Annotated in this window: 19 protein-coding genes and 1 pseudogene; 15 read left to right on the top strand and 5 right to left on the bottom strand. The window is 56.1% G+C overall.

Annotation, left to right across the window (positions count from 1 at the left end; genetic code table 11):
- Positions 1–33: 33 nt before the first annotated feature.
- The 4 genes and pseudogenes from WCJ41_RS12090 to WCJ41_RS12075 all read right to left on the bottom strand — a co-directional run.
- Positions 34–2,352 (bottom strand): xanthine dehydrogenase family protein molybdopterin-binding subunit, encoded by a 2,319-nt coding sequence (locus tag WCJ41_RS12090; RefSeq protein ID WP_336906078.1) that lies wholly within the window; start codon positions 2,350–2,352, stop codon positions 34–36.
- Positions 2,349–2,816, bottom strand: a complete 468-nt coding sequence (locus tag WCJ41_RS12085) for a (2Fe-2S)-binding protein (protein ID WP_336906077.1) — start codon at positions 2,814–2,816, stop codon at positions 2,349–2,351. The genes WCJ41_RS12090 and WCJ41_RS12085 overlap by 4 nt, the downstream gene beginning before the upstream one ends.
- Positions 2,817–3,737 carry an FAD binding domain-containing protein gene (locus WCJ41_RS12080; RefSeq protein WP_336906076.1) on the bottom strand — a complete coding sequence of 307 codons (921 nt, stop codon included), beginning with the start codon at positions 3,735–3,737 and terminating at the stop codon, positions 2,817–2,819.
- A 546-nt stretch (positions 3,738–4,283) separates the two neighbouring features.
- Positions 4,284–4,607: pseudogene (locus WCJ41_RS12075) on the bottom strand (transposase); the annotation flags it as partial.
- Positions 4,608–4,710: 103 nt separating this feature from the next.
- On the opposite strand from WCJ41_RS12075, the gene WCJ41_RS12070 reads away from it, so the two are divergent.
- The 15 genes from WCJ41_RS12070 (at position 4,711) to attM (ending at position 22,560) form a co-directional block, all read left to right on the top strand.
- Positions 4,711–5,877, top strand: a complete 1,167-nt coding sequence (locus WCJ41_RS12070; protein ID WP_336906075.1) for an ABC transporter substrate-binding protein — start codon at positions 4,711–4,713, stop codon at positions 5,875–5,877.
- Between the two features lie 38 nt (positions 5,878–5,915).
- Positions 5,916–7,679 (top strand): sugar ABC transporter ATP-binding protein, encoded by a 1,764-nt coding sequence (locus WCJ41_RS12065; RefSeq protein ID WP_336906074.1) that lies wholly within the window; start codon positions 5,916–5,918, stop codon positions 7,677–7,679.
- Positions 7,680–7,690: 11 nt separating this feature from the next.
- Positions 7,691–8,320 (top strand): hypothetical protein, encoded by a 630-nt coding sequence (locus WCJ41_RS12060; protein WP_336906073.1) that lies wholly within the window; start codon positions 7,691–7,693, stop codon positions 8,318–8,320.
- A complete protein-coding gene (locus tag WCJ41_RS12055) occupies positions 8,317–10,482 on the top strand; it encodes an ABC transporter permease (RefSeq protein ID WP_336906072.1) in 2,166 nt (721 codons plus the stop codon). The genes WCJ41_RS12060 and WCJ41_RS12055 overlap by 4 nt, the downstream gene beginning before the upstream one ends.
- Entirely contained in the window at positions 10,479–11,873 is a 1,395-nt protein-coding gene (locus tag WCJ41_RS12050) for an ABC transporter permease (protein ID WP_336906071.1), read from the top strand. Before WCJ41_RS12055 ends, WCJ41_RS12050 begins: the two co-directional genes overlap by 4 nt.
- 55 nt (positions 11,874–11,928) lie before the next feature.
- Positions 11,929–12,627: a bacteriorhodopsin gene (locus tag WCJ41_RS12045; protein ID WP_336906070.1), complete on the top strand. Its 699-nt coding sequence runs from the start codon at positions 11,929–11,931 to the stop codon at positions 12,625–12,627.
- Positions 12,628–12,715: 88 nt separating this feature from the next.
- Positions 12,716–14,701, top strand: a complete 1,986-nt coding sequence (locus WCJ41_RS12040) for a flotillin domain-containing protein (protein WP_336906069.1) — start codon at positions 12,716–12,718, stop codon at positions 14,699–14,701.
- An 84-nt stretch (positions 14,702–14,785) separates the two neighbouring features.
- On the top strand, positions 14,786–15,175 hold the full coding sequence (locus WCJ41_RS12035; protein ID WP_336906068.1) for a hypothetical protein: 390 nt from the start codon (positions 14,786–14,788) through the stop codon (positions 15,173–15,175).
- Positions 15,176–15,211: 36 nt separating this feature from the next.
- Positions 15,212–16,066 carry an alpha/beta hydrolase gene (locus tag WCJ41_RS12030; protein WP_336906067.1) on the top strand — a complete coding sequence of 285 codons (855 nt, stop codon included), beginning with the start codon at positions 15,212–15,214 and terminating at the stop codon, positions 16,064–16,066.
- 30 nt (positions 16,067–16,096) lie between these two features.
- Positions 16,097–18,025 (top strand): hypothetical protein, encoded by a 1,929-nt coding sequence (locus WCJ41_RS12025; RefSeq protein WP_336906066.1) that lies wholly within the window; start codon positions 16,097–16,099, stop codon positions 18,023–18,025.
- The gene (locus WCJ41_RS12020; protein ID WP_336906065.1) at positions 18,018–18,425 is read left to right on the top strand and encodes a hypothetical protein; all 408 of its coding nucleotides are present in this window, start codon (positions 18,018–18,020) and stop codon (positions 18,423–18,425) included. Before WCJ41_RS12025 ends, WCJ41_RS12020 begins: the two co-directional genes overlap by 8 nt.
- Positions 18,426–18,486: 61 nt before the next feature.
- Entirely contained in the window at positions 18,487–20,844 is a 2,358-nt protein-coding gene (locus tag WCJ41_RS12015; protein WP_336906064.1) for a LamG domain-containing protein, read from the top strand.
- 43 nt (positions 20,845–20,887) lie between these two features.
- Complete coding sequence (locus WCJ41_RS12010; RefSeq protein WP_336906063.1) at positions 20,888–21,268, top strand: hypothetical protein; 381 nt, start codon at positions 20,888–20,890, stop codon at positions 21,266–21,268.
- Entirely contained in the window at positions 21,265–21,633 is a 369-nt protein-coding gene (locus WCJ41_RS12005; protein WP_336906062.1) for a Rap1a/Tai family immunity protein, read from the top strand. The genes WCJ41_RS12010 and WCJ41_RS12005 overlap by 4 nt, the downstream gene beginning before the upstream one ends.
- A 153-nt stretch (positions 21,634–21,786) precedes the next feature.
- Complete coding sequence (attM, locus tag WCJ41_RS12000) at positions 21,787–22,560, top strand: N-acyl homoserine lactonase AttM (protein ID WP_336906084.1); 774 nt, start codon at positions 21,787–21,789, stop codon at positions 22,558–22,560.
- A gap of 445 nt (positions 22,561–23,005) precedes the next feature.
- On the opposite strand, the gene WCJ41_RS11995 is transcribed toward attM, so the two are convergent.
- Positions 23,006–23,358: hypothetical protein (locus WCJ41_RS11995; RefSeq protein WP_336906061.1), on the bottom strand; the 353-nt coding region annotated here is incomplete at its 5' end.

Below are 23,358 nucleotides of genomic sequence, written 5' to 3'. Positions count from 1 at the left end.
CCTGAAAAGCGAAACAGGTAACCTTTTGAAGGATTAAACTGCCGTTGCTGCCTGCGGCATCAATCTTCCTGTCAACAACGCCAAAACGCGGGGTGGGGTCAAAGGCAATTGTGCCACAGGTTTCCCAATAGCATTCGCTACAGCACAAGCCACCGCCGCGCCCACGTTTAGGATTGGCACCTCGCCTGCCCCTTTTGTCCCCAAAGGGCCAAGTGAGGGGGCGCCCTCGAAAAGATCAACTTCGACCGGCACTACATCTTCAGCCAATGGAAGAAGGTAGGATTCGAAGCCGCGCTGATCAAAGGAACCTTTGGTGTTGATCGTGATTTCCTCATGCAGAGCATATCCCAAACCCTGCACAACTCCTCCCTGCACCTGACTGCGGATTGCTCGCGGGTTTAAGGCACGGCCCACGTCCTGCACGACGCGGTAGGCAAGGATGGTCACATGCCCCGTAGCGGGGTGGACCGTCAGTTCGCATTCATGCACGGCAAACACCGGAATATCGATGGCATCGATGAAATGGCCTGCAGCACAGCCCGGCAACGCGGCAACTCCCGGGGCGGTAAAGGAACCGCTACCAGAGATCGGGCCGGTAACCATCTCGGCATGCTGGATAACTTTTTGGATTGAGGTACCCGACCCGGGCCGGCCCATGATTTCGACGCGACCGCCGGTCAGCACCAGTTTCGCGGGTTCGGTTTGCAGCAACTCGCTGGCTGAGGCCAGAAGCTTGGCACGCACCTCGGCGCATGCCGCCGCGCTGGCCGCTCCAATGGACACCGTGGTTCGCCCGCCGCCTACTCCCATGTCGCGGCCGGACGCATCGGTATCGGCGGATTTGACGATCACCGCCGAAGGGTGGATCCCCAATTCTGCTGCCACAATTTGCGGCAGCGATTGCATCATCGTCCCCGATCCGATCTCGACCCCTGCGGTGACCAGGGTGGCGCTGCCATCGGCATTGAGATTGACCGTCGCGGTCGAGGGACCGACGAAAACAAACCATGTCCCCACCGTGGTCGCGCGCCCATAAAGCAGTCCGTCCGGCACGGCAGGGTCCTTGGCGGGCCGCATCTGCACCAGGCGGTCCAGCATCGGGCGCAAGACATCGCCTTGAAACACCTGCCCTGTGGCACCCAAGGACCCGTCGCCCACGACGTTCCGGCGGCGGAACTCCAGAGGGTCCATCCGGATGCTGCCGCAGATCTCGTCGGTATGCCGTTCCAGCGCAAAGGTGTTGTAGACGCCGTTGCAGGCGCGGAAGGCCCCGTTTGGGGGCGTGTTGGTGTAGACGGCCTTTGTGGTCAGCCGCACTGAACCGAGCCGGTAATTGCCCATCAGGGTATGCGCCGTCATCGTCGTTAGAAACACCTGCTCGCCGCCATAGGCTCCACAATCCATCAGGACCTCTGCTTCGCGTGCGACAATCTCGCCCGAGGCTGTTACTGCCGAGCGTATGCGGATCTGTGCGTTCTCGCGGCACAGACAGGTCATCTGTTCTTCTTCGCGCGAGTTGACCAGCGATACCGTACGGCCCGATTTGCGCGCCAGAATGGCAGCGTAGGGTTCCAGTGTACAATCGAATTTCAGTCCGAAGCCACCGCCTACCGAAGGGACGGTTACTCTGACCATCGAAGGAGCGATGCCCAGCACCTTTGAGGTGACAGCTCTGACGGTCCAGGGCACTTGGGTCGACGTCTGGATGTGATAGCGGCCATCCTCGAACGAAGCGATCACCGCGCGCGGCTCGAAAGGCACGTGACTCTGGCGACCTACCTCATAGGTTCCTTCTACCACAACGACGTCGGGGCGGGCAAAAGCAGACTTGGTATCGCCTCGCTGCACGCTCGCCTCCCAGGCGATGTTGCCGCCGCGCTCCGCCCCCTCTTTCAGAACCTCATAAGAGGCCCAGTCGGGATGAATCAGTTGTGCACCGGGGGCCAAGGCCTCAGCCATCGTCAACACGGCGCGCATTGGTTCGGTATCTATGAGGACCTCACGAGCTGCGGCCTGCGCCTGAACCAGCGTATCCGCTGCGATAGCTACAATCGGCTCGCCGTGGTGGCGAATCACCGAACCAGCAAAGATTGGCTGGTCGGCGATGCCGATGCCGTGCAGCCCGGGTCCATCGTGGGCGATGGCAATCGCGCGCACTCCGGGCATTGCTCGGGCGCGGGTGACATCGACGCGCAGGATGCGCGCTGAGGCCACTTCGGCGCGCACCAGAACGGCGTGCAGGGTTTCGAGGCCGCCCAGATCGGCGGTGTAGCGGGTTCGCCCCTGAAGTTTGTCGCTGGCATCGCGGCGCGGATAATCCATCACCGCGGGGTGTCTGGCATCGGTGTTCATTGCGCGTTCTCCCGCGATTGCATGGAAAGGACGGCATCGACGATCCGTTCATATCCGGTGCAGCGGCAGATATTGCCGATCATTGCCGCCTTAATCTCAGCCCGGCTGGGGGTAGGATTGGTTTCCTGAAATTTGCTCAGGGTCATTACCATGCCCGGAAAACACATGCCGCATTGAACGACATCCTGATCTTTGAACGCCAATTGCAGCGCGTTTAGCGCATCGACTTGGGCCAGACCTTCGATCGTGGTTACAGACGCGCCCTGCAAAAGCCCGATCGGCCGCAGACAGGATGGGACGGCCAACCCATCGATATGGACGACGCAGGCCCCACAGAACCCCTCACGGCAGACAGGTTTAGTGCCGGTCAGCCGGAAAGTCTCGCGGAGAACATCAAGCAGGGAGGTGCGCGGGTCGCCGAAGAAAGTTCGGATTTCGCCATTCAGAGTCAGATTTACAGTCATCTATGCGACATTTCCTTCAAGCTGACCACGCAGATCGACACACGCACTGTGAAGCACATACGGCAAGACCTGGATGCGATACCAGCCTGGCGCGCCTGCCGCTTCTCGTGGCGTGAAATCAGCGATGTGCGTTGCTGCCAGCGATTGTATGGCAGCCGGATCGAGAAGTTGTCCCTCCAGTGCAGATTCCAACGAGGTCCAGCGGCGCGCTGTTGCTTCTACTGAGCCGACCGCGATACGCACATCGCGCAGGGTATTGTCGCTGCACCTTGCAGCACTGACGCTAACGATCACCACCGGGTAATCTCCAGCTTTGCGCATAGTCAGCCGAGCATGGGCGCTGCACTTATCGGACATCGGAATTATGATCCGGGTCAGTATTTCAGCGGTCCTCCTATGAGTGCGCAATTCCAGATAATCGGCGAGGGCAACGGTTTGGGTGCCATTTGTTCGGTGCAACTCGACCGTGGCATCAAGGCAAAGTGCCGCCGCAACCAGATCGGCTGCCGCAAAATCCTCCGCGCATATATTGCCTCCGATGGTTGCTATTTGGCGTACGCCCGGATTGGCCGAACACGCCGCCGCCTGCCGCAAAGCCCGCAACGCGGGTAGGTTGAGAAGGGCTTTTGATAGGACATCATGAGTAACCAGGGAGCCGATCGAGATTTCGAGCCGATTTATCTCTATAAATCCAAGCTCCGGAATATTCGACAGCGCGACAAACATGCGCGGTATGGGGGCGTGCCGAACCTGTGCACGCATGACCCAGGTTGCACCTGCGACAATGACGGCACCGGCGTCTTGATCCGAAAGAACTTCCAACGCCTCTGACACAGTCTGTGCCATGAATACCGTTGACGGGTAGCTCAGGCGGCCTGACTCTTTGTTTTTGTTGATATCCTGGCCACTTTTCTCGCCCAAACGCTTTACCCCGTGCTCTGATTTTTGCTGTCCTCCGCCTCTACCCCTGCCAAGACCTACGCCACAATTGCAGGGGTAGCCAAACCTTCACCCTGGCGGCTAGAGTTCCTGATTATACAAATCGTTGTCAAGCAAACTTCGCCCCTATCGCTACCACGCTAGTATTGTTTAGTCCCGAAATTTGATGGATTGAATTTAATCTGAATGGTTCGGGTTCATTTGTCCAGATTTTGCAGATGTGCTCATAGGGCGTGAGCCATCTTAGTATCTTCTGTGGTTGCCGCCCATGATGCAAGAAGTTTCAAAACCGATGTGGCGTGTGATCGAGTGCGGTCTTCTGTAAGGCCTGTAAATGCGGCATTTACAGAAGCCGCTGGCCGGTATGGTGATCTGCGGATCAGGTCCAAATCTGTCCGTCGAGCTGCTATGCTCACGACTCTAAACTGGTTTTCCTGATCCAGATCTGTTCGATCATTTTGCCCATTCGGGTCGTCGCCTTCTCACACCCCCTTTATCCGGCGTCAGGCAGTTTCTGCGGCATTTCGATCATGCCGCCACAGCCTGCGCCGGAACTCGATAATCCTCATTTTTTGTCATCAAGGCCCAGATCGTCCGCGCCATCTTGTTTGCAAGCGCGACCGCCACAAGCATCCTCGGCTTTCGCGCTACCATGCGCGCCAGCCATGAAGATTCCGGGATCGACTTCCGACCCAGCCAGTTCAGCCGCGACATCGCGCCGATAATCAGCAGCTTGCGGATGTCAGACTGACCTGCCTTGGATATTCGCCCGAGCCGTTCCTTGCCGTCGGAGGAGAATTGGCGTGGGACCAGGCCGAGCCATGCGGCAAAATCGCGCCCACACCGGAAGCTAGAAGAAGGAACACAATTGACAGGATGGCGAATCCGAGATTTATCTATAATGAGAGGAAAAAAAAATTCCCAAGGGGACTTGAGGCTAACCAAGGAGGAAACGATGAAGAAGATTACTGGACTCTTGACACTTTTTGCGGCGCTACTGGTCGGTGGCGAGACGTTTGCTGCGGGATTGGACGAACTTCCGGCCGATGTCGTAGCGAAAGTGTACAGCCCAAGCCTGTTGGACCCGGCACAGCCGCTTGGCCCCAGCGCATATCGCGACTGGAAAGCACCCAATCCGCCACCGTGGACCATTGGCTACGCAAGCACCTATGCTGGGAACACCTGGCGGGCCGCTGCCATGGACCGGTTGATGAAAGAGGTTGTGCCGAAGTGGCAAAAGCTTGGGCTGGTGAAGGAAGTGATCGTCACCCAGTCGAATCTGAAGGACGCAACCCAAATCCAGCAGATCCGCCAGCTTGTCGATCAGGGCGCAGATGCAATCATCATTTGCTGCTCTAACCCGACCGCTCTGAATCAATCGATAAAGTATGCCTATGACAAGGGCGTGCCAACATTCTCGTTCACTGGCTTTGTAACCTCGGAATATGCGGTTAACTCGTCGGTCAACTACCAGCTGGCCGGCTATGAAATCGGTCGTTGGATGGCCAAGGAGATCGGTGAAAAGGGCAATGTCCTGGTGGTCGAAGGTATCCCCGGCGCCTCTGCCTCGGACTCCCAGAACCGGGGCGTGCTTGCCGGTCTGGCAGAATCGCCCAATATTACTATCGTGGGCCAGATCGCCCATATGTGGACTTCGCAAGTTGGCCAAGCCGAAACCCAGAAGTGGCTTTCGACGCACCCCGGCCAGCTTGACGGGGTAGTCGCGCAATCTTCGGGCGAAACCGGCGTTTTGCAAGCGCTCCTGCAGTCTGGGCGCGACCTACCGCCGTTGTCGATTGGTGGGGAACTTGGAGCGCTTTGCTATTGGCGCAACAATCCTGATTACATCAGCGCGGCTATCCAGACCTGGCCGCCGGGCGATGATATCGAGCTTGGCTTCAACATCATGCTGCGTACGATGATGGGTCAAGGTCCAAAGATCCAGTCGATCCTCGTTCCGCCAGTGACAATCAAATATGAAGACGTCAAGGCATTGCTGGACGAGAACTGTGACCGCAACTCGACCGGATGGTACATGCCTGGGATCGAAGTTTGGGGTGGCAAGACCTACCTAGACAACTTCTTCCTTCGTCCGGCTGATCCGGAATCTTACAAGCCCTAATTAGACCCAAGCTTGTTCGATAAGGAAGAATACCGAGGATGATTGCCTCAAACCGGAGCATAACGAAATCCTCCTCGGGCACCGCGCCGCCCGAGGAGGAACTCGCGATTTATGTGAAGAACGCCAACAAATCTTTTGGTGTGACCAGAGCGTTGAACGACGTATCGTTCCGTGCGAGTTTTGGGGAAATTCAAGCGATCATTGGCGGTAATGGTTGCGGAAAAAGCACGATGGCCAAGGTTCTTGCTGGTGTGCTGAAGGTTGACAGTGGCGAAGTGTCGATCATGGGTCATGCCCCTACCACGCCATCTGACGCCCGCAAGATGGGCGTGGCGATGGTGTTTCAGGAAGTGATGGTGGCGGACGAGGCGACCATTGCCGAGAATCTTTATGCCGGAGCTGACAGCCTTTGGGCAAAGGCAATGCCCAACAGTGAGAAGATCGCTCGTTCGCGCGTTTTGATGCGAGAACTTGTTGGCTCGGATGTTGATCCGCAACGGCTCGCTGCCGGGCTGTCCTTGGGCGTAAAGGCATGGATCACCATCGGGCGCGCGTTGCTTAGCAAACCGAAGATACTGATCCTGGACGAGTCTTCGGCCGCACTGGATTTCGACTCTACCGAACGGTTGTTCACTAAGATCCGCGAGCTGCGGGACAATGGTACTGCGGTGCTGATTGTGACGCACCGGATCGCGGAACTAATCCGGATCTGCGACAGGGCAACTGTGATGCGGGATGGTAGAAATGTAGGCGTTCTGTCCAAATCCGAGATTACTGAGTCCAATCTTTTAGGTCTTATGGCCGGAAAGACCGAAACCCGCAAAACGCCCGAGGCTGCAGGGTACCAGGCGTTGGCCAGCCAGGTGGTTTTGAAAACCAGTAACCTGAAAGTCTGGCCGAATGCTGAACCGGTGAATTTTGACCTGCGCCGGGGCGAGATCATTGGCGTGACCGGACTGGAAGGTCAGGGTCAGGATCCCTTTGTGCGTATTCTGGCCGGTACGGCGGATTCGGTGGAAAGCTATCCCATTGCCGAAACAGGCGGATCAGGCAGCGCAGCCGAGATCCGAGATCTGCAAAGCGCCAAGGCCAATGGGATCGAATTCGTATCGGGCGACCGTAAGCGAGAAGGCATTTTGCCGAACCTCAGCATTTTTGAAAACCTGCTGTGCGCGCTTTATCCAAAACACAAATTTGGCAGCAAGCTGAACCTGATCAACTGGCCCGAGTTGGAGGGTATTTTCAACTATGAAGTACAACGCCTGTCGATCAAGACCGGTCCGCGAAGTAACCTAATCACCTCGCTGAGCGGCGGGAACCAGCAAAAGGTGCTGATTGGCCGAGCGTTTTCACTAAGGCCCAAGATTCTGATCCTAAACGATCCGGCACGTGGAATCGATGTCGGGACCAAGCGCGAATTCTATCAGCATCTGAGGGATTTTGCCGACGAGGGCAATTCTGTGGTCTACATGTCTAGCGAGTTGGAAGAGTTCATTGGCCTGTGCTCGCGCGTTGCCGTGTTCCGGAACGGCAGCATCTTTGACACGCTGACAGACGCAGATGTGGACCCGCGCTTGATCCTTGAATCTATGTTTGGACAGACGAGGGGAACCAAGGCCGCAGCAAAGGCCAACAGGGTCACCCCGGTGCAGGCGGCGCCGCGCGCCCTTGCCGCTGAGGTTCCGCGTTTTCCCAGCCAATCTGCATCCGCGATCCGGATCGTGACGTCGGAAAAGGCCCCAATGACCAAAGCCCCGGCTCTGGATCCGATGGGACGGCCCATCAAGATCAGGTATTTCTAGATGGGGCGGGCATGAGCAAATACACTGAAGCCGATATGCAGGCGTTGGCCGCTCTGATGGACTTTGGTTCCACGGGATCGCCTAGTGATGTGCGCAAGCCCATCTCCGGCGCGACCAACTATCTGCCAAGTGACAAGGAACAGTTTGACCGTTTGATGACCTTCGATGGTACCGACTCCGAACGTGCGGCGGCTCATGGCAAGCACAACCCGCCGGTTCGGCCACCCCGAACGGGCGACCATCAAAAGACCGAAGGCAGTTATACTGCTGACGATCAGCAAAGCTTTGATCGGATTATCATTGGGATCGAGGACAATTCGACATTCAAGAGTCCCAAACGCCCCCGACCTGCTGCAGAGGTTGTCGGACCAAAGTATGAGGCCAGTGATATTAGAGCTTTTGCGGCCTTGGGCGGGGAACCCGCCGGACAGGATGAAAAGCCAACGACTATGCCCGAAATCAATGCCGCGCCGCGCTACAATCCGCCGCAACGCCCAAATCCAAAGGATTATTTCGGGATCAAGGTTGTTGATGCAGACGCGGAACGTGGCAAGGAACGGCTGTATTTCTCCGCCGAGCGACCTGCGATGAAGATCGTGTTCAGTGATGTCGTCGGCAAGAAATGGCGACCGAGCAAATGAGCGACGGAACCGCCAAAGCGACCAGCCCGAACACACACCTTATGGTGCCGATATTCATCTTTTCGATTCTGCTGAGTGCCGCAGCGATGCGCGGGCCCGACCTGATTTCGAGCAACGGTCTTGGTTCGGCGATCATTGTTGCGGCGCCACTTATTCTGGCGACCTACGCCCTGACAATCATCGTGATGGCCGGACGTGCAGCGGTCGATCTTTCCATCGGCCCGCTGATCGGTTTCATCAACGTCGGTATGATCCAGTTGCAGACGCTGGGATATATTGAATCCCCTATCGCTTTCTTTCTGTATGCTCTGGGCGTCGGAGTCGCTTACCAGTTGTTGCTGGGCCTGATTATCATCTTTGTTAGGGTCCAGCCGATCATTGTCTCGCTTAGTGGCTATCTGGCGCTTGTCGGCCTCAATCTGATCATCTTGCCGCGCCCCGGCGGAGTGGCGCCTGACTGGATGCTAAACTGGGGCAGCGGCACGTCGATCTTTTCGCCGGTGCTGGCAATTCTGGTGATCGCGACTGCGGCTTGGTACCTGCTGGCAACAACAGCCTTCTTTGGCCATTTGCGTCTGATGGGGTCGGACGAACGGGCGGCTTATACGAGCGGCGTTCGGATCAACTATGTGCGTCTGGGCGCGCACGGGATTGCAGGGCTTTACGCCGGGCTGGCCGCTATCTGTTTCACATCGCTTATTAGTTCGGGCGACCCTACCCAAGGAACAACTTTTACTCTTCTGGCAGTCACCGCTTTGGTACTGGGCGGTGCCAATCTTGCGGGGGGGCGCGGCGGCGCAATTGGATCGCTGTTCGGAGCCATGAACATCTATCTGATCACCTATCTGCTGGGCACCTTCAACTTCAGCATCTTCCAGAGCTTTGTGACAGACCTGTCCTATGGCTCGATCCTGGTGCTTTCGCTGTTGTTCAGTTTGGCTCTGCCGCATATCCAGCGCGCCGCCCACTATCTGCCGCCAGGGCGCTTCATTGCAATTCTTGGCTGCATCGCCGGAGGTGTTATCCTGCATGCGGTGATGGACGTCAGCACATTGCCCGAGGCGCTGGATGCCGCAGTGAGCGTTGCGGTACAGAAAATCATACCTGTCGAGGGTGCCCCGCTGGAGCCTACAGGGACCATCATTCTGCTGGTGATCCTCGGCATTGCGGCGGTGATCTATTTGGTGAATTTGCTTTTTAAATACCCAAGACCGCCTTTGATCGCGTTTCTTGTGCTGGTGATTGTGACCATTCTTGGCTTGGTATTCAACCCGGATCCCGCGGCCGTGACGGAAGCGACTATTGCTGTGCTGCCTGCGCACAGTGGAATGGGAACCGGTTTGGAGTACATGGCGCTGGAAAGTTCGGCGTTTGACTCGGGTGTGGGAGTGTATATGGCCCCGTTGCAGAATGCGGGCCATGGGATCATCGTTGCTCTTGGCGTAACGCTTCTTGCAACTTTGCTCATTGGTTTCAACATGCCCGCAAGGCGCGTGGCCGGAACTTCGGCACCAGTTTCCCTTGGGGCTCTGCTTTTTGCCGGGATTGCGCTGTTGGCGGTTGTCGTCATCAAGGCCGGCGACATCAGCGGAATGTTCGGTAGCGAGACCCTGATCGTGCTGTTGATAGCCATGGGTCTATTCATCATGGTCTTTTCGCCCATTCAATCCCGAATTCCATATCTTTCAAGCATCTACATCTCGGCGCTGGGACTGATTGCGGTGGGCTTTGTCTATTTCCAGGCGTCGCAAGGGGACGTGGGCGCTCATTCGGCGGTTACCGATTATGCGCCTTCGGTATTCGGATTGGCGTCTGTCTTGCCTCAGGCCCAAGTGACCTATGCCATTCCGGGGCACTTGGACGTGGCCGGGGGGTCGCTGTTGGAGATCGGGCCTTGGTCGTATTCGATCCTTGTGATCGTGGGATTTCAATTCGCCGTATGGCTGGCTATGCGAGGCGGCGTGCTGATCCGTGATTTCTGGCCCTATATGCTGGTTGTTGTCGGAGCTGCAGGGGCTTGGTCGGCGATGTTCTGCAGCATCGGCGTATCGCTTTGGAATATCATCGCAGTCGTGGTGGTTTGCGTCCTAACGTCCACATTCGTCTGGCGCGGGTTCAGAACCTTTGCCAAGGGCTTGTCGCTCGAGGGGGGACGCAGGTGAACAGTTCGACCTTTACCTTCTACAAATTTCTGGGACTTCTGTTTTCAGCCGCCGTAGCTTTGTTGAGTGGCATCATTGGGTATATTCAGGGTGCTGATGGCCAACTGATTATCTTCTATACCATTGCCACGTTTTCGTTGATCCTTTGGGCTTGGCACTTCTTTTCGGTGAAGTGGACGTATGGGCAGAAAACGGATCATACGGATGATGCCCCAGCGAAACCCGCCGAAGCAGAAGCGCACGAGACCGGCTATTTGAGCCAGTTGATCCGCAAAAACCGCTGGATCGTTGGTGTGGCGATTGCTCTGGTCGTGCTGTTTGCCGTGCTCTCGTTCGCGCTGGATGGCTTTTTCAACTGGGTAAATGGCTTCATCTTCTTGGCGTTGATCGTCTTCCTTGTGCTCGCATACTGGCTCAGCACATTCGTTAAACAGAACAAGAGTGCGTTCATCGGCTGCGCGATCCTGCTAGCTTTGTTCATCGCGGGATCCTTCGTCATTGATGGCTTTGCGTCTTCGGTCAATATCAAGACGATGTTCCTTTTTGCGTCCTTCCTCGGGCTGGCGTGCGTCGGCCAAACTCTGGTGGCGTTGCTGGGCGGACTTGATCTGTCGATCCCCTTCCTAATCGGCTCTTCAAATATCGGGCTGCTCTATCTGATCTCGCTGGGTATTCCGCCCTGGATTGCTGCAATCGCCGTGCTTTTTTTGGGTGCTGCGATTGGCTTCCTGAATGGCGTGTTGAGCTATCGGCTGCAGGGGCAGGCACTGATCGTCACCCTTGGCGTCGGATTTGCCGTATCGGGTGGCACGCAGATCCTGACCTCAATTGGCACCGAGTTTGGCGGTAACGTGTTTGGTGTCGTTCCGAACTGGCTGGTCAATCTGGCCACGATGAACAGCACTACATTTGGGCTTAAGATCCCGCCGGTTATCCTGATCTGGCTGGTGGTCTCTATCATCCTGATCTACGGCCTGAGGAACACGACCTATGGCCGCAATCTGTATTCCTTGGGCGGCAGCCGGATGGCGGCCAAGCGACTGTCGATTTCCGAGCGTGCTTATTGGATCGGCTGCTACATGATCAGTGGCGTGTTCTCTACGATAACCGGTGCGCTGCTATTGGGCTGGAGCGGCGGCGGCTTCATCGGAGTCGGCGATCCCTATCTGTTCATGACGCTGGCTGCGGTCGTTGTCGGTGGAACTTCTCTGCTTGGCGGGCGAGGCGGTTATGGTTTTACCGTCATCGGCGTCTTGTTGTTGCAGGTTCTGACATCCTTTCTGGTGGGTATCGGGCTTAGCTGGCAGGCGCAGCAATTTGTCCTTGGCCTGCTCATCCTGCCCATGGTCGCAATCTATGGGCGTTCTCCGCACATCCGCAGCCAAATCTGACATAACTGACTGAAGCCCAAACTGACACGAAGACAGCAAAGAGAATGATGAGAGAATGAACCAGCAAATATCCCCAACGGACATCGTCGGCGGCTCATTTTGGCTGCTATCCATCGCAATGATTGCCGCTGTTTTCTTTTTCTTTGCCGAAAAAAGCAAGGTCGAAGGCAAGTGGGAAACTGCGATCACTCTGGTTGGTGTAGTCATGGTGGTCGCGGCGGCGCAGTATTACTACCTCAAGGACCTTTGGGTGACGACCGGCCAAGCCCCGCTGGTGCTACGATATGTCGATTGGGCGATATCGCGCCCCGTTCAAATCATCGCGATCTATGTGCTGCTTTCGGCGCTGACCAAACTCTCGACGCCATTGTTTTGGCGGTTGCTCGTTGGATCACTTTTGACCGTGGTAGCGGAGTTTCTTGGAAGCGCGGGATACATGAGTGCCACGCTTGGCTTTCTTATAGGGATGGTCGGTTGGCTTTACGTGCTGGGTGAATTGTACCTGGGCGAGATTTCGGTCGCAGCAGAAGATAACGAGCGGATGCAGATCGCATTTACCTCGCTGCGCCTAATTGTGACCATTGGCTGGGCGATCTATCCATTGGGCTATTTCATGCAGCACTTGGGCGGCGGCGTCGATGTGAACACGCTGAACGTGATTTACAACTTTGCCGATGTGCTCAACAAACTCATCTTCGGCGTGGTGATATACAAGGCCGCAATCGACAGCGGCAAACCAAGACAGCGTCCCTAAACAGCTACAGTAAGCAGATTGAGCCATCCTCAGATAACGACATTCCCGGACTGGCATAACGGCGGGAATGTAAGGAGCGAAGAACACCATGACAGGCGCAGATATCATTGCGGTTATCATTCTGATCGCACTCGCGATCGCGATAATCGTCTACCTCCTCCACTGGCTGTACCGGAGGTCTTCGAAGGAAGTTTCCTTTGTCCGCACTGGTATGGGCGGAGAAAAAGTTGTGCTCAGCGGGGGCGCATTGGTATTGCCCATCGTGCATAACGTGACGATGGTGGGTATGCGAACGCTGTGCATCGAGATCCGTCGCAGTGGCGAAAAATCGCTGATCACCCGCAACAGGATGCGGGTGGAACTAGTCGCAGAATTCTATGTGCGGGTAAAGCCAAACAAAGAATCCGTCTCAATCGCGGCACAAGCACTCGGCAAACGCACGATGGAGCCAGATAGCCTACGTGAACTGGTTCAAGGACGTTTTATCGATGCGTTGGCGATAGTGGCCGCGACCATGAGCATGGACGAGATGCAGGAAAAGCGTGGCGAATACATAAAGCAGGTAAAGGGCCTGGCTGAAGATCATTTGTCGCGAACCGGCTTGGAGTTGGAAACCGTGTCGCTGACCGGGCTGGATCAGGCCCCGCTGGAAATGTTCAACCCTTCGAACGCGTTCGACGCGGAAGGCTTGACCCAACTTACCCAGCAGATCGAGGCCCGAAAGAAAGCTCGCAACGATATCGAACAGGAAACCTTTATCCAGATCCGCGACAAGAACCTTGAAACCGAGAAACTTGCGTTGGAGATCGACAAGGAAAGCGAAATGGCTCGCTTGCGTCAGGAACAAGAGATTTCCGAAAAACGCACATTGCAACGCTCTTCCATCCTTAAAGACCGGGCAGAGCGCGAGCGTGATGCCGAAGAGGTGCAGATCCGCGCGCAAGAAGCGATCGAGGTGTTCCGCATCTCGCAAAAGCAGGTGATTGATGTTGAGCGCAAGATGACCGAAACCCGGTTGGTGGCCGAGATCGAAAAGCGGAAAATGGAGCAGAACGAGATCGAGCGTAACACGGCTATAGAGATCGAGAAGAAGAACCTTGAGGCCGAGATGGCCATTCTGGACCTGCACAAGGGCATCGAGTTTGCCCGCATCGAACAGCAGCGCGATATTGCGATGCGTGTGGCCAAAGAGCGTGCGGTCGTCAGCATGGAAGAGGCTGCGAATATGCGAATTTCGCAGATTGCCCAGTTAGAGGAGCAAGAGCGTGTCCGCGAAGCCGATCTGATAGAGCAAAAGAGTCTCGACCTTGTGCGGATCGCCACCGAACAGGAAACCCGTCTGTCAGATATCGCTCGCTCCAAGGCTATTCAGATGGAAGAGTACGAGCGCGATCTGGTGCTAAGCGCCAAGTCCAAGGTGGTCTACGAGGCCAAGGTCAAAGAAGAACAGGCCCACGCCATGGCCATCAAGGCCGAGGAAGAAGTTTCAACCTCCCGCGAATCCGCCGTAGCAGATCGCAAGAAACAGGTGGACCTGATCCTTGCCGACGCCAGCGCCCAAGCTAACGCGATAAAGCTGACCACACTGGCAACGGCAGAAACCGAAGTGGCGCATCAGCGCAACTTGGCGGACGAATATGCTTCTCTGGCCGCCAAGATCCGCTACGAAATCGATGCGGATGGCGCTCTCAAGCTTAATGAATCCGAGAACATGCGCTCAGAATCCAGCCGCACCAGCGAGGTACGGATGCAGTTGGCCCGCAATCTGGATGCGATCATACGCGAGAGTGTGCGGCCGATGGAGAGTATTGACTCGATCAAGATCATCGAGGTCAATGGTCTGCCGGGCTTTAGCCAAGGTGCGCAGAGCGGCGCGGAAGGCGAGCAGACCAATGGTGGCCCAGGCGGGAACCTGGCCGAGAATGTTGTGAATTCAGCGCTGCGCTACCGGGCGCAGATGCCGTTCGTGGACAACCTTCTCGAAGAGATTGGGATGTCCGCTAGTGAGATCGGCAATGTGCGCAACATTTTGGGCGATGCCCGCAAAGCAGGCGTTATACCCGATGGCAAATGAAGTCGATGCCAGCTGGAGCGAGTTGGCTGATCCCGCCACACCAAAAGCTCTTTGGGGCACAGATGCGATGCTTGGGGATAGAATATGAAGCCGGACATCAAGGCATGGGCGCGCAAATATGAAAGCCTGACTAACAATGACGAGACTATCGCCGCCATGGCCCTTTACTACACCTGTAGCTTCATCTTCGACATGGAGCATGCGAGAATCTTGATTGAGATGCACGACGGCAAGGTCAAACGGATCGAAACGAATGCCGGTCCGATGGATGCCTGCGACTTTCTGCTGAAGGCTTCGGCGGCAACGTGGCGGGAGTTTTCACGCCCCATTCCTCTGCCGATGTATCACGGCATCTGGTCCGCCTCGTTCCGCCGCGATCTGAAGATCGAGGGCAACCATCTGGTCTTGATGAAAAACCTGCGCAACTTCACGGTTCAGTTCGAGTTGCTTCGCAAGAGCGGAGTGCCGGTTTGAGATGTGGACTGGGAATAGGATGTTTAGGAGCGGGTCATGGTAAAACACTCACCGGTGACGGGGCGCTATGTCACGATTGACGTGGACGGGATGGAATACAAGGTATTCTACCTGCAAAACGGTACGGGGACCCCGCTGGTCTGCCAGCACACTGCGGGTTGCCACAACCATCAGTGGCGTGGGTTGCTTGAGGATGAAGAGATAACGCGGCATCATAACGTCATAGCCTACGACTTGCCGCGGCACGGCAAATCCGATCCGCCCCATAACGTGGAATGGTGGAAGCAGGAGTACAGGCTGACCGCTGATCATTATGTGAATTTCATCGTGACCCTGTGCGATGCGCTTGATTTGCGGGACCCGATTTTCATGGGCTCGTCTTTTGGCGGCAATGTTGCTCTGCAACTGGCTCTGCGGCGGCCGAACCGTTTCAAGGCGGTGATCCCGGTCGAGGCGGCAGCCAATTCACCGGGCTTCTACCTCGATTGGTGGCGCCATCCGCATGCCAATGCCGCACAGGTTTGTGCCAGCGGCGTGTGGGATCTGATGGCCCCGCAGTCGCCCGACATGGATCGCTGGCTGACCTGGTTTTACTACACCCAAGGGTCAGAGGCGTTCAAAGGCGACCTGTATTTCTACTCTGTCGATCACGATCTGCGAGATGAGCTCAAGAATATAGACGGCCGCCGCTGCCCGGTGGTGATGATGACAGGGACCTACGACTATCTGACTACTCCGGAGGAGTCCGAGGCCACCGCCCGGCAGATTCCCGGCGGGGTCTATATCGAAATGGAAGATATTGGCCATTTCCCGATGAGTGAGAACTACCCGGTGTTCCGGATCTACTTGAAAGAAGCATTGCGCATCATTCGGGAACGCACATCGAAATGACGGCCGCTGTGCACAAGGAGGCGATCTGACATGTCGCAGACCGTCGTATGGATGTTCATATTCTTACTGGCCTACGGGGCATTTTGCCTTTTCATGGGCATCCGGGCCTCGCGCATCCATACCGACCCCAAGGAGTTCTTTGCCCCGACTGGGGGCATAGGCACTTGGGTCTTTGTGATTGCTGTTTCGGCGGCGATGTTCGCTGGCTGGACGGTAACCGGACACCCCGGACAGGTGTTTCGGGATGGGTTTCAATATGTGAACGCGACGCTTTTTGTGATCACCGTACCGCTGGCGGGAGTTCTGGTGCAAAAACGCCAGTGGTTGATGGCGAAAAAATATGGCTATGTTACAGCAGGCGATCTTTACTCGCATTACTTTGGCGAGGGTTCGATCGCGATGATTTCCTCACTGATCGCCGTGGTCTTTGCTATCCCCTTCCTTGCCATCCTGCTTAGTGCAGCAGGGGCTCTGATGTGGGGCCTCAGTGATGGGGCCGTGTCGCGCGAAGTTGCGATGTGGGGGCTGGCAGGTCTGATGCTGGTCTATTCAGCACTTGGCGGTATCCGGACGGCGGCGGCGGTGGGAGTGGTGCAAGGGGCGCTCTTTGCCGGGGTTGTCATGATCCTTGGAGTCTTCGCACTTGAGCAGATCGGAGGGATAACCGCGTTAGGGCAGGGCCTCGCGGCAACCGGGGCAGCCGCTACGGAGGATATGCGCACCCACGGGTTTGGCGGCGGCGATTATCCCGGTATGCTGGTAGTACCGGGCGTGGTGCAATGGGTCTCTGGCATTGGTCTGGAACAGGCGTTTGGTGGACCGTGGACGGCCATGATGGGCCTTTCGTTCGGGATCTCAATGATGGGCATCCAGTTTGCCCCCGGCTTTACGACCATTGGCATTGCAAGCCGCGGAGTTCGTGCATTTTCCATTCATCAGATCTGGGGATGTGCCTTTTGCGTTGGACTGCTGCTTCTATTGTTTTCTACATTTCAGGGAGTCGGCGCCCATCTGCTTGGGGTCGGAGGAGCTGCCGTCCTGCCAGAACTGACAGAGGCGCGGCAGGGAGATCTGGTCCAGCAATACATCCGTGCCATCGGGGCACATTACCCCTGGCTGATGGGCCTGCTGGCGATGTCGGCAATTGCGGCTATACAGTCCACTTCGGCTATCCTTTTGGCCAGCTCCGGCAATGTATTGGCGCGGGATGTTTACAAGCGTCAGTTCCAGCCAGATGCAGACTGGAGCGATCAAAAACGGGCAAGCGCAATTCTCATGTTGCTGCTGTGTTTGGCCGCCCTGATGCTGGCCAGCTTTGCAACAAAGGTGGCCGTGGTATTGGCAGCGCTGGCCATTCCGATGAGTTTCCAGTTGTTGCCAGCTCTGATGGCTGCGCTCTGGTTGCCTTGGGTTTCCCGGCGCGCGGTGGCTTTCGGCCTGATCGTTGGAATGGTCGTGGTGGTTCTGACCGAGCCATTGGGACAGATACTGACGGGCTATCAGCTGCCTTGGGGCAAATGGCCGTTCACCGTGCATTCCGGTGTTTGGGGCATGTTCTTCAATCTGGTCATTTGCGTGCTGACCGCCTCCTTCTCGGGGCACGATAGTGATGATGAACGGCGGCAGGTACTTCACAATGCATTGAACGCAGCTTCGGGAAGGCCAGTCAGCAACCGCGCCAAGACCGTCGCCTGGATCTTGTTGCTATTTTGGGCCTTCTTTGCTGCTGGCCCCGGGGCCGTATTAGGAAACGCGATGTTTGGCGACCCTGGAGGCGGGATCGAGGTCTGGGTGTTCGGCGTACCTTCCATCTGGGCTTGGAGCCTGCTCTGGTGGGTGCTGGGCGTGGGTCTTGTGTGGTTTCTGGCCGTGAAGATGCGCATGTCGGTGTTGCCAGAACCGAAGCTGGAGTCGCAATTAGCAAATTCTGTCGTCAAAGGAGTGTCGGAGAATGAGTGAGCCAACAGGCGTTCAGACCAATGAAGGGAAGATGGCCACGGATGATTTTATCACGCGGACCTATGTCCTGCCGCTCTTGCGCGACGAGGCGACGCGCAACCGCCTGATTGCCGAACACCGGGCCAACCCGGTGGGAACCCCGCCGAGGAATGGCCGACCAGCGATTGAGCATAGTGAGGATTTGATCCGAGTGCTGGACAAATTCCGCCGTCAACCGATGGTTGGTAAGTTGGTAACGGTGTGCAAGAAGTACTTTGCCGATTACCGCATAGCGGTGTGCAGCGGCGTGCGAGGTGAGCCGCTGAAGTTTCTCGAAGGTTCGTTTTCATCGGAAGAGGCTGCGGAGCACGCAATATTTCTGAAACGGATCGCCGCAATTTTGAAACAATACGGGTACTGACCTGTACTCCAACGTCCGCGAACAAACCTGCGGGTTTGAATGAAGTTCAGAGGAAACAACGATGCTACGAATCACAGGGTACAGCGACAAATATTCGATTGCGCCAGGCGGGCAGGTCAAGTTCTACGTCAATTCCGAACATGGCGAAGACTATGAGATGCAAATGGTCCGCCTGATCCATGGAGATACTAACCCTGAAGGACCAGGCTACAAGGAGGAGGTGATCAACGCCTCTTGCAACGGCAATTTCAAGGGCCGCAACCAACGTATCCACGGTGGCTCATATGTGGTGATCCCGCAGGACGACCGGCTGAACGTGCAAAGCTTCACTTTGCAGGCCTATATCTTTCCAACCACTCCAGAAAAAGGGCGGCAGGGTCTGCTGACCAAGTGGAACGAGGTCAAGAAGAGCGGCTACGGTCTGTTTATCGACGACAAGGGTTGCCTTTCGGTCATGATCGGCGGTGCCAATGGACAGGTGACGGTATTGTCGAGTGGCAAGAAGTTGTTGGCGAAGGTATGGTATCTTGTAGCAGCAAGCTATGATGCGGCTTCGGGCAAAGTAATGCTTTACCAGATGCCCGTCGTCACCGCGACCAATGGCGGCCTTGGCATGGCGGTTCTCCATCCGGCGGATGAGACCACGGCAATTACTCAAACGATCAATGGAACATCTCCGGCCATCAATGATGCGCCCCTCCTGTTCGCGGCCTCGACCAAGGTGGAGCGCAGCGGTCGAAAGATTTCGGGTGCGCATTACAAAGAAGCCCAGACACCGGTGGAACTTCCGGAGCAGGCCAACGTCTATAACGGCAAGATTGATCGCCCGCGCCTGTCGAAACGCGCGTTGTCACGGTCCGAGATTGCCAATCTGGCTAAAAGCTATCGCGGATGCACCGCCGATCTACGCGGCGATGTTGTAGGGGCCTGGGACTTTCAGGCCAACATCACCAAGCATATCGCATCGACCTATGTGATCGATACGTCTGCCAACATGCTGAATGGGCACAGCATTAATATGCCATGTCGCGCAATGACCGGCCACAACTGGACCGGGGATGAAATGATCTATCATCATGCCCCCGATGAATATGGTGCGATCCACTTTCACGACGACGACATCGACGATGCCCGCTGGGATGTGGATTTCGAGTGGACCATCCCTGAAGGATTGCGCAGCGGAATCTATGCCGCGCGCCTGCGTATTGGCAGCGAGGATTCTGCGGATACCGAAGACTATATCCCGTTTGTTGTGCGCCCTCCGGTCGGCAAGGCAACATCGAAAATTGCCTTTATCATGCCCAACAATGCTTACATGGCCTATGCGAACGACAATCTCGGAACCAATTCGGTGGTTGCGCAATTGCTGGCGGGGAAGGTTCCCGTTCTCAACCCATCTGATCTGTTCCTGAACGAGCATCGCGAATACGGACTCTCCACCTATTCGCTGCATTCCGACGGCACCGGAGTTAGTTATTCCTCGCGCCTGCGCCCTATCCTGAACCTTCGCCCGAAGTATCGGCATTGGCTGTCGCCCTCATTGTGGCAGATGAATGGCGACCTGCATCTGACCGACTGGCTGGAGCATGAGGGCTTTGAATTTGATGTGCTTACCGATGAGGACTTGCACCGCGAAGGCGTGGACTTGCTGAAGCGATACCGTGTGGTGCTAACTGGCAGCCACCCCGAATATACATCGGAGAGGATGTTTACGGCTTACGAGTCCTACCAGCTTCAGGGCGGGCGGTGGATGTATCTGGGGGCCAACGGCTTTTACTGGATCAGCGAATTCCACCCGGACAACTTCAACATCATCGAGGTGCGCAAAGGTGAAGCTGGAACCCGCGCATGGACATCTAATCCCGGTGAATACAACAACGCGTTCGATGGCAAGTATGGGGGGATGTGGCGCGCACGCGGGCGGATTCCAAGCAAGCTCTGTGGCGTAACCTTCACTGCTTACGGCTTTGACGTATCGTCCTATTATCGGCGCTCCAAGGACAGTAATCGTCCGGAATGCAAGTGGATATTCAACGGAATCGGCGAGGATGAGATTATCGGCGATTTCGGGCTTGTTGGCGGGGGTGCCGCAGGATTGGAACTTGATCGATATGATCTGGATTTTGGCACGCCGCACAACGCCTACCTGTTGGCCCGCTCTGAGGGGCACACTAACCTGATGTTGCAGGTGAACGAGGAAATCCACTTCTCGGTTCGGGGTTATTATGGTGGAGGAACGGAAAACCCGATGGTCCGTGCCGATATGGTCTATTACAAGACGCCACAGGACGGAGCGGTTTTTGCGCCCGGCTCGTTGTCGTGGTGTGGCAGTCTTTCGCACAACAACTACAACAACAACGTATCGACCATCATGCACAATGCTCTGAAAGGGTTCCTGAAAGATGGACCGCTGCCATAAATCTTTTGTCAAGCCGTGGTCGAAATGAAAAGGAGTGTGCCAGATGTCTGATCTGGGCAAGAGAACCTTTGCCAATATGGTCGACCGGCCGGATGGCAAACCGACGCTGGGCGCATCGGCAGACCCGCCGAATGAGTTGGAAAAGGCAGTCCTTAAGGGGTTGGATGTCGACAAGTTGAATGATCTTGGCGAAAGCCTGTTCACGCTGAACAACCGTCGCTACGGACCGATTGCTGGAGCCTATATGGTCATTTGCACCAAGCCAGAAAAAGAGTGGTGCGTGGCCCAGTTGAATGCTGACCGCGCCAAGCCATTCATTTTATTTGAAGACAAGGTGTTCTCGTCGCTCGAATTGGCGCAGGCCGAGGCTGAGCTTTTCAAGCAAGAGCGTGGTGAGATCGTGCCGCCAGGTCGTAACACATGAAGACCCAAATGCGCTTCAACGCCTTTGCCGTTTCAATCTTGATGTTGGGTGGGGCGGCATCTGAAGCTCGCGCCGAAAGCCTGAATGGTGCGGAACTTTTGGCGCTTTGTGATACGCCCAAAAGTGACTCGATGGTATATTTCACCAACTTCTCGCTTTGCGCCGGCTACATCAACGGCGTTTCCGATGCTTCGCTGTGCGGCAACATGGTCGGTGGGTCCAGCCACTGGCATCCCGAAGGGGGAACAGTCGGCCAGATCTTCGAGGTGTTCGTGACTTGGATGCGCGATCACCCCGACAACGTCAACGAAGGTGCATCTGTCCTCGTGGCGCGTAGCCTGTCTGAAGCCTATCCTTGCCCGTAAAAGACCATAGTGGATCCAGGATCCGGGCCTGACCCCCATTCGCGAAAGACGGACAGCAAGATGAAGATCGTGGAGTTCAATGGCGACGACAACCCATTTGGTGCAGCCCGGCAGGGGGCGGCGAAAGGCGCGTCTTCGCGCATCGAACTTTATATGTTTCAGACCGGCACGCTGAAAACCAAAACGAAGTATATCAAGATGAATCAGGGTGCTGACACGGATTTTGAGATTCCGGTGCCTTGGTTCTTTTTGAGCCATCCGCGCGGCAATATCGTGATCGACGGTGGCAATGCCGCCGAAGTGGCGATCGACAAGCGTAAACACTGGGGTGCGGTGATTGATGCCTATGATCCGGTAATGGGGCGGCATGAGAACTGCGTCGACCAACTTGCCACCATCGGCGTGCGCCCCGAAGACGTGGCTTATGTCCTGCAATCGCACCTTCATCTGGACCATTCCGGCGCCATCGGACGATTCCCGAATGCCATTCACTTTGTCCAACGCATCGAATGGAGCTATGCGTTCAACCCGGATTGGTTTTCCTCTGGGGCGTATATCCGTGCCGATTTCGACAAGCCCGGCCTGAGGTGGAAATACCTGCAGGGCTTGGATTCAGACAATTATGATCTTTTCAATGACGGCGTGGTGCGTATGATTTTCACCCCCGGTCATTCGCCGGGGCATCAGTCCTTTCTGATCACCCTGCCAAATACCGGCCCAATCCTGCTGGCGATCGATGCCGCCTATACGTTGGACCACTGGGAAGAGCGGGCCCTGCCAGGACTTGTATGCTCTTCGGTGGATGCTGCGCAGTCTGTGCGCAAGCTCCATGCGATTGCCGAAAAGACCAAGGCGATGGTTGTAACGGGCCACGACCCCGACCTCTGGCGGACTTTCAAACACGCTCCCGGAGGGATTTATGACTGACATGGCCAGCCCTTTTGTGTTTCAAACTGATCCGCCCCCACTGAAGTGGTTCGACTTAAGTATGTCCTATGTCTGTTGATTTGCATTGAGAGTTGATCTGGGAGGGACACAAGTTTCCACTGAGAAGTAACCCATGCTCTGATCTTCCCCCTGGCATTTTGACCGGGGGATCACGGAGTGATCGACATGGCACTTTTGAGCGTTATCCGGCGCTGGCATTTCCGCAAGCAGATACCAGTCCGGGAGATCGAGCGGCGAACTGGACTGTCGCGCAATGGGATCCGCAAGTATCTTTGATCGGGAGCCGGGGAGCCGAAGTTCAAGGTTTCCTCCGAGGATCGTTCGGATCCCGGCGCGGGATTTGAAACGTCGGAAATTTTCTGTATTTAATATCAATAGCTTGCCGGTAGAGAGAGTTGGCTGCCAGCACTTTTCCCTCCGCCATTTAGCCCTTGGGCAAAGCTCTCTCCTCGAATTCCGAGCGCTCAAAATCGCCAGTATTTGCGGGCTTCTTTGCGAAAAGCTCCTGACTGCCGGAATGGCGGCCGGGCCGATTTTGGTCTCTCTCAGCCCGGTATTCTCCATACCTCCTGACTGCGCGGAAAAAGTACGGCGGCGATAAGTAATTGATTGTAATTACCATTTTCTGATGGTTGTTGCCGTACTTTGGTTGGTTCAAGCGGCAACCGAAAGGGCTCCGGATCGAATCTGAACAGTCAATGGGCTCATCGCAGAAACCATGTTGTGCAGTCGTCAACAGCGCTTCCGCGCCATCGACAATCTGCCTGGAACCTGGCC

The organism is Aestuariivirga sp. (assembly GCF_037139295.1).
In the GTDB taxonomy this organism is placed as follows: Bacteria; Pseudomonadota; Alphaproteobacteria; order Rhizobiales; family Aestuariivirgaceae; genus Aestuariivirga.
This window is presented reverse-complemented; position numbering and strand designations above follow the sequence as displayed.